Here is a 16289-nt window from a genome sequence, read left to right as displayed (position 1 = left end):
GTCCCCCTCTTTGGCCCGTAGGCATCATGCGGTATTAGCCATCGTTTCCAATGGTTATCCCCCACATCAGGGCAATTTCCTAGGCATTACTCACCCGTCCGCCGCTCGACGCCGTTATCGTTCCCCGAAGGTTCAGATAACTCGTTTCCGCTCGACTTGCATGTGTTAGGCCTGCCGCCAGCGTTCAATCTGAGCCATGATCAAACTCTTCAATTTAAAGTTTTTGATTCCCTAAATAAATAGGGAGAGGCTCAATGAATACTGACTTCAAAACTACTAATGTAATTTTAAAGCTATTATCGTTCCAACAGAACGATAATGAATTGACTGTGCCAAGTCCGAAGACTTGATTGGTCACTTCGTTTCATTGAAACCTAATTTGATACCGCTTTCCGTTAAGAAAGAAATATCTAATTGGATTATCATCAACGAGTGCCCACACAGATTGATAGGTCTATATTGTTAAAGAGCTTGCTTCGTAAGCTTTGCTATCGAAGCGGAGGCGTATTCTAAGGAATTAATTTTCAGTGTCAAACACTTTTTTAAATTAATTTTTAGAAGTTTTCTTTCGCCTTCTTGCCAACCGCTTTTGCGTTTCCGCTTTGCCCTGACAACGGAGGCGCATTATAGGGAGATGATTTTTCTTGGCAACCCTTTTTTAGAAAAAAACTTTAAAAAAAACGTCGAGTGATGAAATCTCACTCAAACGCTTATTTTTAACACTTAGTTGTTAACTTAACGTAGCAAATAGGCAATCAATATGTGTCAATCCAAGACTCTTCAAAGCTTGTGATATCAAGATCCAGTGACTTCGCCGCTTCGATTTGCTCAATTGCCTCTAATTCTTTATTTACACTGCTCATCGTTAATGTGTTGTTGTCTAACTCAAACACCTGACTTTGAGTCGTATAGTAGAACTTAAGTATCGTCAGCGCTTTTACATCGTGCTCAACAGAAGCGGCTTTAATGCTTTTCAGTTTGCGAAAGATCTTGTTGTGCAGCTGCTTGAGCTTCCAGACATACAACACTTCTTCCATATAAGGGCGTGTTTTGAATTGGTTCAACAAAGACAGTGAAGTAGCTAAGGCAAGCACAACACCAATTAAGTTCCAGTGAAAGTTCCCCGTCGACTGTTCAGGTACTACATCTGTATTACCGAACAAAACGATCAATAGCGTACTAAAAGCAAGAGAAGAGATAGCAAGCAAGGCAACAAAGCCACCAATCACTAGGTTGACCTTCTTTCTATAGACTTGTTTGTTTATTTTTTTGATTTCCATATACCGCTCCTAACAGGTTGCCTCTATTCTAACCAGCACACTCCGCACGACAATCGAAGCTTTGTAAGTAAGTTCACATTTGCTATTAAACTCGCATCCCTTCCCTGCTTGGGTATATACTTCCGCGCATTCACTCTTCCTATATAGAGGCTAAATTCATGCGCTCTTTTGTTTTACGAGCTCGCGCGGCGCCAACCACCAGCAAAGCACTGTTAGAAAGTGTTGGTAATGAAGCGCATACAGAGATTCTTGCTCATACCATGATGAACACTATGTTCGTTGCTCAATCACACCGTGAAGATGTGGTTGTTCACCTGGTTTTGGAAAGCACAAAAGATTTCTCACGCACCATTACTATTCGCTCCAACGACATCACCAACATTGGCGGCTTCCATGAGTCAACTTTGATTGCAGCAGTGGCTCGCGCTTTGGATGCTTCGGTTGGTATGGGTAAAGAGCAACTTCGTGAAGTCGAACCTGGTATCACCGTTCGTACCGTCAGTTTTGAACGCCTAGTGCAAGAACTGGCAGAAGATCACCAACTATATATGTTGGATAAAAAAGGCGAATTTATTCGTGATGCAGAAATTGGTGAAAACCCATGTTTCTTGCTAACTGACCATATACCGATGCCGAAAAAGTCTTTTAACAGCTTAAAGCGCCTTGGCACAGAGAAGATCAGCTTAGGTCCTAAGATGCTTTTCGCTTCTCAGTGTGTGGTATTGATCCACAATGAGTTGGACATACGCGAATTCTAGTTATTCACGCACACGTTGCTAGACAATGAAAGAGGACTCCATTGAGTCCTCTTTTTTGTTTCTATAGGGATGCTAAGTTTACTTACCACCAATTCTCAAACGAGCAAAACGAACGTCTGGCGAGAAGAAAGTTCGGCTATCGTTAATTAACTGAGTATCACCCACTGCCTCAACTTCTTGCAGCATCTTGTAGAAGTTACCCGCTACCGTGATCCCACGAACTGGCTGAACGCGCTCTCCATCACGGCACAAGAAGCCACTCGCACCAAATGAGAAATCACCACTCACTGCATCCGCACCAGAATGGACACCTTGAAGCTCGACTAACTCTAGGTACTCTCCCGCTTTTACTTCTGATGCACTGCTGTTGCCAGTCGCAATCACTTTGTGATTCGCTGATACGTCTAAGCTCGATTTTGCACCGCGAGCGGCACTTGCCGTCGACACTGCACCCAAATAATTCGCTGTTTGGCTATTGTGCAATAGCGTATTTAGTTGGCCATTGGCGATCAACACATTGTCTTGAGTGGCAAAACCTTCACTATCAAACCCTGCGATAGCCATACCATTCGGCATGTAAGCCGCATCGGTAAAGGTAATCAAGTCACTCGCAACACGTTGACCAAGCTTGTCACCCAGTGGCGTAATGCCTTTCATCGCGCTTACGCCAGAGAAAGCACTGCCGAAAGCACCGAATAAACTTGCTAGCGCATTAATGTGGAAAATAGCAGGGTAGTTACCTGTCGCAACCGGAGCACCTTCCAGAAGATCACGAGCAAGGTTGTAGCCACCTTCGATACAGTAAGCTGGATTCAACTCATCAAAACGGCGACCAAGTGACATTCTACCCGCCATTGACTGTTTGCCGTCTTTTTCAAACAAGGTATACGCGTAACAAGTGAACGAGCGCTCGAAGTGTTGACACAATGTGCCTTGAGTATTGGCAATGATCAGTTGTGTTTCGCCATCGCTGTAACCATTGTAAGGTGCGCTAGAAGCGTGAGGCAGAGCCACTACGCCTTGCTCAAGTGCGAGAGACAGTTCAATTTTTTCATCAACCGAAGTTGTGTCTTCTTGAGCAATCTCAGCCACGTCAGTCGTGATTTGGCTGTTCACACAACTAATGGTCTGATGTTCATCTTGCTTGGAAAAACGAGCGCTTTGCAGTGCATTAGTCAGCATCAAATCTAAGCTTGGTTGTTCTAACGACTCAGAATAGCTTGTTGCAACACGCGCATCTTTCACAACACGAACACCCAGAACTTGGCTTGAGCTTACTTTGTACTCATCCAGCTTTCCTTGGTTCGCTTTCAAAGAAAAGCTACTGTTACGGTTTACAATGACGTCCGCTTCTGCACCTTGGCGTTTTGCTTCTGATAGGACGTAATCAACCGCATTAAGAAGTTGTTGTTCTTGGCTCATTAGTTACCGCCTCCTACCAGAATGTTATCGACTTTCAGCGTTGGCTGACCGACAGTTGTTGGTACTGAACCACTCACGGAACCACACATGCCCGGCGCAAGCGCCATATCTTTGCCGACCATGCTGATTTCTTTCAACACTTTTGGACCCGTGCTGATCAGCGTTGCTGTTTTCAGAGGCTTGGTGATTTTGCCATTTTCAATGAGATAAGCTTCACGAACGGCAAAGTTGAACTCACCCGTACCCGGTTGAACCGAGCCGCCGCCCATCTTCTTCGCATAGATACCACGTTCAATGCCTGCAAGCATGTCATTAAGTGAATGCTCGCCCTCTTCGATAAAGGTGTTACGCATGCGCGAGGTTGGTGCGAACTTGTAGTTTTGACGACGACCAGAACCCGTAGGCTCATAACCTGTCTTCATGCCACCCATTTTATCGACCATGAAGCTGGTTAGCTTACCGTCTTTGATCAGTTGAGTGCGCTGAGTCTTCATACCTTCATCATCAATGTGAATCGAGCCCCATTCGTTGGTCATGGTGCCATCATCGACTGCATTCACTGCGGTGTGAGCAACCATTTCGCCCATCTTGTCGTGGAAGACTGATGCTTTCTTCGCAACTGAAGTGGTTTCTAGCAAGTGACCACATGCTTCATGGAAGATAACGCCGCCAAAGCCGTTACCAATCACCACCGGCATTTCACCCGATGGACAAGCATCCGCGCCAAGTTTTACTAACGCTTGCTGCGCGATAGTTTGACCTAGCTCTTTGGCATCAAGCTGTTCACTGAATTCCCAACCAGCAAGAGCGCCAGGACCTTCCATACCAGAAGACTGCTCATTACCTTTTTGCGCGACAGTGTTACCAGCAACACGAATGTAGTGGCGAGTATCGTCAACGTGTAGACCTTCTGAGTTGAAGATAGACACTTGTTGCTCGCGCTGAAGAACGCTGCCAATAAACTGGCTGATATGTTCACTCTCAGCACGTGCGGCTTGGTCAACTTTCAATAGAAACGCGATTTTTGAATCTAGGTTAGCATCCTTACCTAGCGGCATGCGGCAACCATGTTGGATTGGGTAGCGGTTCAAATTCAAAGAACCCGCTGACGCGATTTGCTCACGCTTGTCTTTTGCAGCAAGCAGCGAGGTTACGCGCTTTAGTTCGGCTTCATCTGTGCTGTTGGTGTAACCGTAAAGCACCTTATGACCGAAAAAAAGACGAATACCGATACCAAAATCGATACCCGAGTTAACCTTATCCACTTCACCAGATGCGATCTGGACAGTGTTGGTTTGGTGATGTTCAACGAATAGTTCAGCGAAATCAGCCCCCAAAAAGAGCGCATGATCGATCACTGACTTCGCTGTTACAGAATTAAGCATGAAGTCTCCTTGCTCGATGATCGTCTTAGCCTTCCTAATTAACTGTGAAAAAGTTCAACAAAGTTAAATTGGCAACACGTTAAATTTTAACAGTTTTTTAACCTTGTTTTGTGCTAATCCTTGCTTAACGAGACCACGATTATTTATTAAATATTCCAGGTTCTACTCATTCACCAGAGCGTTGCACTAGTAAATTCCACCCAGCAAACCATTTAGGTGCTTACTTTATCACTCACCTCGCATAATTGAATACTCATTATAATTACGCTCAAAAAACGTATCCCTTCCGCAATGGTCCTGCTATCATCCGAACGAAATAGTCGGGGGGCCACACGACAAGTGTTGGCTGAGATCGAAATTCGAGACCCGTTGAACCTGATTCAGTTAGCACTGACGTAGGGAACTATGCACACTTTGCCTTTCGTCGCCCCTCTTAGGTAAGCGATAGCGATCGAAAAATCGATCTATCTGCAACGGTCAAAGTCAGTTCCTATACGTCTTGTAGTAGGAGCGACCATGACGCAGCAATCACAACCTCATTCACATCACACGCCAGCCTTGCCTACCCCTATCGTATTGACCATCGCGGGCTCAGACAGTGGTGGCGGTGCAGGTATTCAAGCCGACATCAAAGCGATGTCCGCAACCGGCAGTTTTGCTTGCTCGGTAATCACGGCGATTACTTCGCAAAATACCCAAGGCGTTTCTGCGATTTTCCCCATTCCTCTCGACCATGTAGAGAGCCAACTTGATGCAGTATTTACCGACCTCAACATCGTTGCAGTCAAAGTGGGCATGCTGGCAGATTCCAACATCATCAAAGTCGTTGCAGACAAAATTAAACAATACCAGCCAAAACACCTCGTGATTGACCCTGTGATGGTGGCCACCAGCGGCGATCTATTACTGGAACAGTCGGCAATCAGCACTTTAAAAGAAGAATTGATTCCGCTCGCAGACATCATTACCCCTAACCTACCCGAAGGCGCAGCATTGACGGGTAAGCCAATGCCTCAATCAGAATCTGAAATGAACGATATGATTACCGACCTTCGTGCGCTTGGCGCCAAAGCTATTCTGCTCAAAGGCGGTCACCTTGAAGAAAATGAAAACAGCAACGATCTGCTTATCATGCAAGACAGTGCCGAGTTAATTAGCGCCAAGCGATTTCCAACCAAAAACACTCATGGCACAGGCTGTACACTTTCTTCCGCCATTGCGTCTTATCTTGGCCAAGGCAACAACCTACACAAAGCGGTGCACCTGGGTAAGCAGTACATCAGCCAAGCTATCGCACACGCTGATGAATTGGATGTAGGTAAAGGCCATGGCCCTGTGAACCACTTTTTTGCGGGTCATACTTATGTTCGCTAACGCGATTGGCATTCAGCTTTCCGATGCTAGTCTGCGATACAAAGACAGCCAAACACCAACGCTAGCAGGGTTGAGTATGACTATTCCTGCTAATCAATGGACAGTGTTACTTGGTCGCAGTGGCTGCGGGAAAACCACAATATTGCGTTACTTAGCTGGCCTACTGGATGACCAAGTTGACTGGCATGGCGAACTCATCACAACGGATGGCGCTGCACTGCATGACCGTATCGCTTACATGGCTCAGCAGGATTTATTGCTACCGTGGTTGAATGTGTTAGACAACGTCTGCCTCAGTTCTCGATTTTCTCAAGTGCAAGCACCAGAGCAAAATAGACAACGTGCACTGACTTTACTAAGCCAAGTGGGACTCGCCGATTACGCGGATGCTAAGCCAGCTCAGCTCTCTGGCGGCATGAGACAACGTGTTGCCCTTGCTCGCACTCTGATGCAAGACAAGCCTCTAGTTCTGATGGATGAGCCTTTCTCTGCACTGGACGCGGTTACTCGTCATAAGTTGCAAACCTTGTCTGCCGAATTGCTGAAAGATAAGACGGTTGTTCTGATTACCCACGACCCACAAGAAGCGGTGCGATTAGCTCACCAACTCTATGTGTTGCAAGGCACACCTGCGCAAGCTCAGCACTTGGTCGTTCCAGACTCCAAGCCGCCCCGAGTTCTCGATGGAGAGTGCGCGGCGTTACAACAAGCGATTTTGGATCAACTGGAGAAAGACTATGAGTGATATGACTCAGTACAACTCCGTTTCGGCACGCATTAGTAAAAAAGAACGCGTGACCCATCCGGCTCTGCGCTTGGTCATTAGCACAGCGGTGATCTTGGGATTGTGGCAGTTGATTGTTGTGGTATTCGACATGCCAAGCTTCATCTTACCTTCACCAATTGAAGTGCTGGATAGATTGGTCACTCGTTACGATGTCTTGCTCAAACATACTTGGGTTACCGCGCAAGAGATTTTACTTGGTTTGGCGCTTGGATTATCAATGGGTTTGCTGTTCGCATTGCAAATGCTGATGTTCGAACCGCTGAAGCGTTGGTTACTGCCCATTCTGATTGCTAGCCAAGCGATCCCTGTGTTCGCCATCGCGCCAGTACTCATGCTTTGGCTGGGTTACGGCATTGCATCGAAAGTCGTCATGGCGGCGATCATCATCTTTTTCCCCGTCACCACATGTTGCTACGACGGCTTACGTAATACACCAACAGGTTACCTCGACCTTGCCAAGACCATGGGCGCGTCTAAATGGCAGTTACTTCGTCATATTCAATTGCCAGCCGCCCTACCAACTTTAGCCTCAGGCATTCGTGTTGCCGTCGTTATTGCGCCGATTGGAGCAGTGGTCGGTGAGTGGGTAGGTTCAAGTGAAGGCTTGGGTTATCTGATGCTCCAAGCTAACGCTCGCATGATCATTGACGAGATGTTTGCAGCGCTGTTTATCCTCGCCGTGCTGTCTATCTCACTCTACTTCATCACCGATAAATTATTGAAAAAAGCCATCCCTTGGGAAAGCAAGTAATTGCAGAAAACAACCAAAGGAAATTGGGAAAGAAAAGGAACAACCCCATGAATAAAAACAAACTTATGAGCGCAGCTGCTCTACTCGCTTCAGTGGTATCAACCAACGTGCTCGCTGCTGAAAAAGAGATGACACTGATGTTGGATTGGTTCGTCAATCCAAACCATGGTCCTATCGTGATTGCCAAAGAGCGCGGTTACTTCAAAGAACAAGGTTTGAAGGTCAACATTCAAGAGCCTGCAGATCCAAGTACACCACCTAAGTTGGTCGCGGCGGGTAAAGTCGACATGGCGATTTCATACCAACCGAGCCTAACTATCGATGTCGCGGCTGGTTTGCCACTAATCCGCTCTGCGACTTTGATTGCTACGCCACTCAACACGCTGATGGTGTTGGACAACGGTAAGAATGAAAACCTTGGCGACTTAAAAGGTAAGAAGATCGGTATTGCGATCGCAGGCAACGAAGAAGCGACAATCGGCACCATGCTTGCGCAAGAGAACGTGAAGTTTTCTGACGTACAAATCATCAACGTAGGTTGGGCGCTGTCTTCGTCTCTTGCATCTGGCAAAGTGGATGCGATTTGGGGTGGTCTACGTAACTTCGAAACCAACCAACTGGCACTAGAAGGTTATAAAGCTAAAGCCTTCTTCCCTGAAGAACACGGAGTACCAGCGTATGACGAGTTAGTCTTCGTAGCCAATGCAAAAACCTACGACAAAGAAGCCATCAAGGCATTCAACAAAGCACTAGAGCAAGCGACCACTTACATCGTTAACCATCCAAAAGAGTCGTGGAAAGAGTTTGTGGCTTATTCTCCAGACACACTCAACAACGAGCTTAACCAACGCGCTTGGAACGACACGCTAACTCGTTTCGCTCTTCGTCCATCTGCAGTGGATCTGAAACGCTACGATGATTATGCGCAATTCATGTATTCACAAAAAATCATCGAAACACTGCCAAAAGCGAAAGATTACGTACCGAGCTTTGACTAATTCTACTGACCTTAGGATCTAAGCCTAGGGTCTTTTGATAACGAGATACCCATAATGAAATACCAAGATTTGATCGACGCTTGCCGCCAAGATTGGCAAGAATACACTGAGCATGCTTTCGTGCAGCAATTGGCGCAAGGCACTCTAGCTCAGCCTTGTTTTCTGCATTACCTAAAGCAGGATTTTCTTTTCCTAAAGCAGTACGCACGAGCTTACGCATTAGCGATCTACAAAGCACGTACTTTGGATGACATGCGCCGTGCCCTACCAAGCGTACACGCATTGCTCGATTCTGAAATCGCCCACCACGTGACTTACTGTGAGCAATGGGGACTGACAGAATCCGACTTAGAAAACGAGCCAGAAGATTTCGGCACTGTGGCTTACACCCGTTACGTATTAGATGCTGGCATGACGGGCGATCTTGTTGATCTATACGCGGCACTAGCACCATGCTCTATCGGTTATGCCGTAATCGGTAAGATGCTGATTGAAGACGAAAGCACTGTGCTCGAAGGTAACCCATACGCAAGTTGGATCAACCTCTACGGTGGTGAGGAATTCCAATCTGGTGTCGCAAAAGGTGCAGAACACTTTAATCAGTTATTGGCGGAAATCGATATCAATAGTCAGCGTGGTCAAAACCTGATTCAGGTATTCAAAACTGCAACGCGTATGGAAGTGGCATTCTGGCAACAAGGTCTAAACGCTCAGCAAGATTAATCGGAGAGTCTCATGTTAATTGAACAAATCACCCAAGCATTAACCGCAGTACGCCAGCAAAAGCCATTAGTCGTCAACATCACTAACTACGTGGTGATGAATAACACAGCAAACGCACTATTAGCGATCGGCGCTTCTCCAATCATGGCGCACTCCAAGCAGGAAATGGCAGAGATGATGTCGTTCGCGGGTTCACTGGTTATCAACATTGGTACCCTAGACAGCGTTTGGACACCACGTATGAGCTATGCCGTAGAGCAAGCCAATGCCAATGGTAAAATCGTTGTACTCGACCCTGTCGGTTGCGGAGCAAGCTCACTACGTACAGAGACATCACGTGAAATCGCACGCCTTGCAGACAAGTTGATCATTCGTGGTAACGCTTCAGAAATCATCGCTCTCGCTGGCGAGCAAGCACAAAGCAAAGGCGTTGATGCGTTAGACAGCAGCGACGCAGCACTTGGCGCAGCCAACTTCTTAGTCGCAGAGTATGGTGCAAGTGTAGTGATTTCTGGCGAGACTGATTACATCGTCACGAAAGAGCAAACCGTCCAGTTGAATAATGGTCACGAGATGATGCCTTACGTAACCGGAATGGGCTGTACACTAACGGCACTGACGGGTGCTTTCGCTGCTGTTGGTGATGATACCGGCCTTGCTGCAGCGGCGGTACTGGGCGTTGTTGGCGAGATTGCAGCGGAACAAGCTCGCGGCCCAGGTAGCCTGCAAATGAACCTGTTGGATGAGCTTTACCAGTTGGATGAAGAAACGCTGGCAAAACGCTTAAAGCTGCAAGTGAGCTAAGCTTTGCTCTAATAAATACCGGCCTCTCATTCCATCTAGGAGAGGCCCAAAGGAAACACAATGAACGCCTATCGTTTATATTTGGTCACCGACGACCAACAAGATTTAGCCACACTAAAGCGTGTTGTGAGAAAAGCCGTGAAAGGTGGGGTCACCATGGTACAGGTGCGCGAAAAACATGGTGACGTTCGTGCATTTATTGAACGAGCTCAAGCCGTGAAGACGATCCTTGAAGGCACTGGCGTCCCGTTAATCATCAATGATCGTGTTGATGTTGCCCTTGCCGTCGATGCCGATGGTGTTCACCTCGGGCAGTCAGACATGCCAGCAGAGATCGCTCGTCAATTGATTGGCCCAAACAAGATTCTCGGCTTATCGATTGAGACTGAAGAGCAGTTGGCAGAGGCGGGGTCTCTGCCCATTGATTACATCGGCTTGAGTGCCATCTTCGCGACGCCGACCAAAACCAACACCAAAAAACATTGGGGTATTGATGGTTTGAAAATGGCGTTAGAGACGACTTCACTGCCGATTGTTGCCATTGGCGGCATTAACGAAACCAACATTCCTGCCCTGAGTGCGACAGGTGTACACGGTTTGGCTTTGGTTTCTGCCATTTGTCATGCAGAAAACCCAACCAAAGCAGCAGAGTACTTACTTTCTCTGATGGATTAAGACCCCAACGCTTAAGGATGAGCGCCTTTACCCTCCGGATAAATGTCATCAATTCATCACTCAACCTTCATTCCCTCGTCAAATTGACAGAGCGTTGATAAGTTTTTCACGCCAGATAACGTAAGATAAGCCCCTTATTTTCACGTGGTTGAATAACCCTCAATAAAAACAAAACGCTCTCAATGAAAACCAAAAAATATGGATTGATGATGCTCGCCTTGTTTGTTCTTGGCATCATCCCAATGTCGCTGTTTGGCTCTTATCACAATCTCACTTCACAGGTGCCGGAAAGTCTGGGGATTACTTTTACTTTGCTCACAGATTCTGCTGGTAGCAAAGGCTTTTTAATTACGTTAACACTGCTACTGCTTTCTTTATTTCGCTTTAAACCAAGTCGCATTGAGTGGATACAAAAACTCTCAATGTTAGGGTTGTTACTGGTGATTGGTTTTGCCAGCAAAACGGGGCTAAAACTGATGACAGAAAGCCCGCGTCCCTACACGGAATTGCTCGCAGCAGAACAATTGATTGAGCACCCAGACGCGTTTTATCAGTTGGATACAAAGCAGCAAGCCAACGTAATTAACCAGATTTCTGAACACGTCAGTGATTGGCGAACGCGCCATTGGCAAGGCGAGAAAGACTATTCTTTCCCATCCGGCCATACGATTTTCGTTTCGATTTGTTTGGCTTTCTTTGGCGGGTTGTTCTTACAGAACAAGTGCTATATCTCTGCACTGTCATTATGGATGTGGGGAATGAGCGTCGCATATAGCCGCTTATGGCTGGGGATGCATCGCCCTGAAGATTTAATAGGCTCAGTCTTGTTTGTCGCGATTGTATTTACTTTACTCCCGACATTTCAAATTAAGAAACAGATGCCATTTGTTTCTCTCGCTTCGCGCTAATGTGAACGATTACTAGATAAAAAAGAAGCCAGCGATTCGCTGGCTTCTTGCTTTAAAACGCTACTTTTTTCTAACCATTTCTTGGTGGTTCAAACGCTGTTAGTTCTAATTCTGGGCCAGTGTATTTTTCAATACGAACCAGCGCCGAGTTCGCCGCACAGCCGTTTGCAAGTCGAGAGGTCGGAATATCCAACGTTAACACGTTACAACCGCCGTTCTTACAAATGCCGGTTTTCGGATCCAGATCCGGCCAGCCGCCTTCATGAATACACACTGAACCTTGCTTGATTCGGTCAGTCACTTCTGCACCAACCAATACTTGGCCACGATTGTTAAACGCACGAACTAGATCGCCCGTTTTAATACCACGCGCTTTCGCATCTTCAGGGTGAATCCAAATAGGTTCACGGTTTGCAATTGCGTACTCTTCGCGAATCTTCGCGTAGTTGAATTGGCTGTGTAGACGATGCGCTGCGTGAGCGGTCATTAGCTGCAACTCGCCATCTTTCGCAGTACCCGTGTACTCGGTTGGTGCCATCCACGTTGGATGTGGAGGACAGTCTTCCAACTGATAACCTTCAATGGTTTTCGAGAAGATTTCGATCTTACCACTTGGTGTACCGAGTGGATTCATGATCGGGTCTTCACGGAAATCTGCGTAACGAACAAACTGTGCGTTCTTCTCGTTCCACTTCATCTCGATCAGTTGGTTATCTTCCCAGAACTTGCTGAAGTTCGGCATTGCTACGCGAGAGCCACGGCCACCTTGTTGCGCCGCCTTGTAGAAGCCGTACAGCCATTCCATTTCGGTTTTGCCTTCGGTGTATACGTCACGGCCACCCGGAGCTAGCATCTCTGCCATGTCCGCGAATACATCGAAGTCATTACGCGCTTCACCTTGCGGCTCAACCACTTGCTTCATTGGCACCAAGTGTTGGTTACTGTAGTCACCCGTCATCGTTAAGTCGTTACGCTCGAACGATGTGGTGATTGGCAGAACGATGTCCGCGTGCTTCGCAGCCGCCGTCCAGTAAGGCTCTGAAATTACGATCAGCTCAGGCTTTTGCCACGCTTTAATCAAACGGTTGGTGTCTTGGTGGTGAGTAAAGTTCGCACCACCTGCCCACCAAATCATCTTGATATCCGGAAACGTCAGTTCATGACCGTTATGATGGTAGGATTGACCTGGGTTTTCCAACGCCTCGACAATACGCGCTACAGGGAAGCTTTGCACCGCGCCAGACACCGCCCAGTCGTTCCCCGCAGAAGAGCCGCCACCCAGCGATGCCGAAATCGCAGGAAGTACGCCAGCATCACGAGCAGGGCTACCACCGTTTGAGTAGTGGTAAGAGAAACCAAAACCACCGCCCGGTAAACCGATTTGACCCAACATCGTTGCCAGTGTAACCAGCATCCAGTGACGCTGCTCACCGTATTGTTGGCGCTGCATGCCCCAACCCGCCATCAGCATGGTGCGGTTTTTACTGAAGATGTCAGCCAGTAGCTCAAGTTGCTTCGCAGGTACGCCACAGATTTGTGATGCCCATTCTGCTGATTTTTCTACGCCGTCTTCTTCGCCCATCAGGTACGCTTCAAACTTGTCGTAACCTGCGGTGTATTTATCGAGGAAGGCTTTATCGTGCTTACCTTGTTTCACTAAGGTGTGTGCGATGCCCATCATCATTGCCACGTCGGTCATTGGGTGAGGAGCAATCCACTCCGCATTCTCACCAAAGAACTCGATGGTTTCAGAACGAATAGGGTCAATCGCAATGACCGTCTTGCCTGATTTTTTCAATTGATGGAAGAACTCAAGACCAGCACAGTCTGTTGAGCTCCACGCGATTTTTAGAGTGTTGATCGGGTTTAAGCCCCAAAGCACAACCACATCGCTGTGCTCTAATACCACTGGGTACGTAGTTTGTTGCTCGTACACTTCGATAGAGCCCACAACGTGCGGCATGATGACCTGCGCAGCCCCCGTTGAGTAGTCACCCAAGTGGCCTGAATAGCCGCCCGCCATGCTCATGTAACGTTGCAGCAAGGTTTGTGCTTTGTGCAGCACGCCACTTGAACGCCAGCCGTAAGAGCCTGCAAACACAGAAGCCGGGCCGTATTCTTTGCGAATTCGCATGTGCTGTTCGTGGATCAGCTTGTAAGCCTCATCCCAAGACACACGCACAAACTCATCACTACCGCGCACACCTTCTGGCGACGATGGGTTTGCCAAGTAGCCTTTACGTACCATTGGGTACTTCACACGCGCCTTGGTATGCACTTGGTCAGGCCCAGTAGTTTGTAGACTATTTGGTACAGTTTGTGGAAGAGCATTAGTAGTCGAAACCAACTTACCATCTTTCACTTCACATAACATTGGGCCCATGCGGCCCGCTGTCAAAATGCCCTTGCCACGCTGGTTTGAAGACGCAACAGACATAGGTGCAAATGAAGTGAATGCCATTGCACCAGCCGCCATACCAGTGCCTTTTAGAAATCCGCGACGGGTCATATTAGTCATAATCTTATCCTTCTATTTATCGTTAGTGACCAACCACATCTTTCGCGTGGTGCTGGAAGAACTTGGTTAGAATTTCTAGGTTCTCGGCTGAAATATCAGTTCGATCACCCATACTTTTCGCTACCGGTCCCCATGCATTCACTGTGAAGTGATTTGAAGGAATTTTCGCGTGACAAGTTGCACAGTAAACGTTGTCCAACTCTTCTGCGTATGACCATACTGGTTCAAGCGTGTCAACAACTGGAGAATCAATAGCGCCAGTTAGAGAAACCGCGCGCCATTCGTTGCCGTAAACATCTGCCTCAAATTCACCAGTTTCAAGCGCTTGTTGGCCTTGCTCTGTTAGCGTTGCTACGATGGCACGTTGACCTTCTCCCATGTAAAGCACTTGCTCTGCGCCTTTCATTTGGAATGCGTTCAACTTAACAGTGCGGTTGTCGCCTTCAGAGCTGATTACTTCCAACTTCGTCGTTGGGTTAATTTTACCCATCTCACCCATTGCGATTTCAGTCACAGGGTAAACGACTTTGGCACCAGGTGATGTTTTTGTGGTGAAGCTCATCAACGTTTCAAATGCCTTGCTGTCTAGCTCTGCTTCTGGTGCAAAGTGCGCCACACCTTTATGACAATCGATACACGTTTGATCGTTTGCTTTCGCGTAAGCGTGCATCTTCGCCGCATCACGTGATTGCTCAAACTCTTCCATTGCATCGAAATCATGACACGAACGACACGTCGCTGAATCATTTTCACGGAACTGAGCCCATACCGTTTCAGCCATATCTTTACGATGTGCTTCATATTTCTCTGGCGTGTCGATCTTACCTGTCACAAATTCATGGTAGATGTCTTTCGACGCGCGAATTTTGGTGATCAGGTAATCCATTGGTTCTTGAGGAATATGACAGTCAGAACATTCCGCGCGAATGCCTTTCGCATTACTGAAGTGCACTGAGCCTTGGTACTCTTTGTAAGGGGTTTCCATAGAGTGGCACGAGAGACAAAATTCAGTATCTGAGGTGTAATGCATTACTGCCGCACTCCCCCCCAAAGTTAACCAGCCCACACCAATGCCGGCAGCAACCAGCAGTGCAACATATCGTTTTTTTATTGACATAATTAGCAACACTTCCAAATAAAATGTAATTATAGGTCGCAAATTACTACTTTATGGGTAGTTCTCTCTTGATCCACATCATTTCCGTGTTGCTCTGTATGCCTCAAGTATGAAATTTTGTTATTTGCATCTCAAAGATGAATATATGGCAATAATCCATTACCCAGCCAACCATTCACCACATAAATCACTTTTCTGAATGCAACTATTTGATTAAACAGATAAGAGGATGAGAGACTGAATCTCCACATTGATGCAGTAAGGACACGCATGTCAGTTTATATCGAGACGCACAGAAGCCAATTAAGACCCATCAAAGCCAGTGACTGGGAACTCTTTCAACGATTACTCTCCGAACAAGAGGTTATTGCGCTCTGTTTCGATCGTCCCAGCGAAACAGAAATAAGAGAAAAATTTGCTTCGCGATTATTACCATGGACCCCAAATAGCCAGCATTGGCTTTGCCTTGTAATACTCGATAAGCAATCTGAACAACCCATCGGCATCACTGGCTTTGCTATTGAAAACGGTAAGGCAGAGGTAGGTTACTTACTTTTGCCGGAATTTCATGGCCAACAGTTTGGAACAGAAACTCTTCAAGCGCTTCTATATTGGGCAACCTCGACACATAACATCAACCACTTTTCCGCGACGGTCACTGAAGGCAATATTGCGTCAGAGCGTGTCCTGATAAAATGTGGTTTCGAACTCATTGAGGTCATTCCAGACGCATACCAAATTGGTGGCAAACCCTACGCCGATAAAATCTACTCACTACAAAAATAAGGA

15 protein-coding genes, 1 rRNA gene and 1 riboswitch are annotated in these 16289 nt (G+C 47.0%); of the genes, 10 read left to right on the top strand and 6 right to left on the bottom strand.

Annotation, left to right across the window (positions count from 1 at the left end; translation table 11 throughout):
- Nucleotides 1-216 (bottom strand): 16S ribosomal RNA (locus NL626_RS18420); the annotation flags it as partial.
- Nucleotides 217-755: 539 nt separating this feature from the next.
- On the bottom strand, nt 756-1280 hold the full coding sequence (locus NL626_RS18415) for a DUF3087 domain-containing protein (RefSeq protein WP_253657618.1): 525 nt from the start codon (nt 1278-1280) through the stop codon (nt 756-758).
- 158 nt (nt 1281-1438) lie between these two features.
- On the opposite strand from NL626_RS18415, the gene trmY reads away from it, so the two are divergent.
- Nucleotides 1439-2038 carry a tRNA (pseudouridine(54)-N(1))-methyltransferase TrmY gene (gene trmY / locus NL626_RS18410; RefSeq protein ID WP_213886343.1) on the top strand — a complete coding sequence of 200 codons (600 nt, stop codon included), beginning with the start codon at nt 1439-1441 and terminating at the stop codon, nt 2036-2038.
- 78 nt (nt 2039-2116) lie between these two features.
- On the opposite strand, the gene NL626_RS18405 is transcribed toward trmY, so the two are convergent.
- Together NL626_RS18405 and NL626_RS18400 are read right to left on the bottom strand one after the other, a co-directional pair.
- Entirely contained in the window at nt 2117-3460 is a 1344-nt protein-coding gene (locus tag NL626_RS18405) for a TldD/PmbA family protein (protein ID WP_213886344.1), read from the bottom strand.
- Entirely contained in the window at nt 3460-4845 is a 1386-nt protein-coding gene (locus NL626_RS18400; RefSeq protein WP_017820998.1) for a TldD/PmbA family protein, read from the bottom strand. Before NL626_RS18400 ends, NL626_RS18405 begins: the two co-directional genes overlap by 1 nt.
- A 311-nt stretch (nt 4846-5156) precedes the next feature.
- A riboswitch (TPP riboswitch) is annotated at nt 5157-5264 on the top strand.
- 97 nt (nt 5265-5361) lie between these two features.
- On the opposite strand from NL626_RS18400, the gene thiD reads away from it, so the two are divergent.
- The 8 genes from thiD (at nt 5362) to NL626_RS18360 (ending at nt 11865) form a co-directional block, all read left to right on the top strand.
- Nucleotides 5362-6219 (top strand): bifunctional hydroxymethylpyrimidine kinase/phosphomethylpyrimidine kinase, encoded by an 858-nt coding sequence (thiD, locus tag NL626_RS18395; RefSeq protein WP_005383329.1) that lies wholly within the window; start codon nt 5362-5364, stop codon nt 6217-6219.
- Nucleotides 6209-6964 carry an ABC transporter ATP-binding protein gene (locus tag NL626_RS18390; RefSeq protein WP_033907185.1) on the top strand — a complete coding sequence of 252 codons (756 nt, stop codon included), beginning with the start codon at nt 6209-6211 and terminating at the stop codon, nt 6962-6964. The genes thiD and NL626_RS18390 overlap by 11 nt, the downstream gene beginning before the upstream one ends.
- Nucleotides 6957-7757: an ABC transporter permease gene (locus NL626_RS18385; protein WP_154204137.1), complete on the top strand. Its 801-nt coding sequence runs from the start codon at nt 6957-6959 to the stop codon at nt 7755-7757. The genes NL626_RS18390 and NL626_RS18385 overlap by 8 nt, the downstream gene beginning before the upstream one ends.
- A gap of 47 nt (nt 7758-7804) precedes the next feature.
- Nucleotides 7805-8755 carry an ABC transporter substrate-binding protein gene (locus NL626_RS18380; RefSeq protein ID WP_102778546.1) on the top strand — a complete coding sequence of 317 codons (951 nt, stop codon included), beginning with the start codon at nt 7805-7807 and terminating at the stop codon, nt 8753-8755.
- Nucleotides 8756-8809: 54 nt separating this feature from the next.
- Complete coding sequence (tenA, locus tag NL626_RS18375; protein ID WP_053304011.1) at nt 8810-9478, top strand: thiaminase II; 669 nt, start codon at nt 8810-8812, stop codon at nt 9476-9478.
- A gap of 12 nt (nt 9479-9490) precedes the next feature.
- Complete coding sequence (thiM, locus tag NL626_RS18370; RefSeq protein ID WP_151515186.1) at nt 9491-10282, top strand: hydroxyethylthiazole kinase; 792 nt, start codon at nt 9491-9493, stop codon at nt 10280-10282.
- Nucleotides 10283-10342: 60 nt separating this feature from the next.
- Nucleotides 10343-10957: a thiamine phosphate synthase gene (thiE, locus tag NL626_RS18365; protein ID WP_253657617.1), complete on the top strand. Its 615-nt coding sequence runs from the start codon at nt 10343-10345 to the stop codon at nt 10955-10957.
- 182 nt (nt 10958-11139) lie between these two features.
- Nucleotides 11140-11865 carry a phosphatase PAP2 family protein gene (locus NL626_RS18360; protein WP_005374297.1) on the top strand — a complete coding sequence of 242 codons (726 nt, stop codon included), beginning with the start codon at nt 11140-11142 and terminating at the stop codon, nt 11863-11865.
- A gap of 70 nt (nt 11866-11935) precedes the next feature.
- Here NL626_RS18360 and NL626_RS18355 read toward each other — a convergent pair whose 3' ends face one another.
- Nucleotides 11936-14383 carry a trimethylamine-N-oxide reductase 2 gene (locus NL626_RS18355; protein WP_253657616.1) on the bottom strand — a complete coding sequence of 816 codons (2448 nt, stop codon included), beginning with the start codon at nt 14381-14383 and terminating at the stop codon, nt 11936-11938.
- Between the two features lie 22 nt (nt 14384-14405).
- On the bottom strand, nt 14406-15500 hold the full coding sequence (locus NL626_RS18350) for a NapC/NirT family cytochrome c (RefSeq protein ID WP_017634357.1): 1095 nt from the start codon (nt 15498-15500) through the stop codon (nt 14406-14408).
- Between the two features lie 270 nt (nt 15501-15770).
- Here NL626_RS18350 and NL626_RS18345 point away from each other — a divergent pair, with 270 nt between their 5' ends.
- Entirely contained in the window at nt 15771-16286 is a 516-nt protein-coding gene (locus NL626_RS18345) for a GNAT family N-acetyltransferase (RefSeq protein ID WP_025768771.1), read from the top strand.
- Nucleotides 16287-16289: the final 3 nt, after the last annotated feature.

Source organism: Vibrio sp. Y58_MX_L22, assembly GCF_024181865.1.
GTDB classification, from domain to species: domain Bacteria; phylum Pseudomonadota; class Gammaproteobacteria; order Enterobacterales; family Vibrionaceae; genus Vibrio; species Vibrio alginolyticus.
The sequence above is the reverse complement of the archived record's forward strand: the minus strand, read 5'-3'. Positions and strand labels throughout refer to the sequence as shown.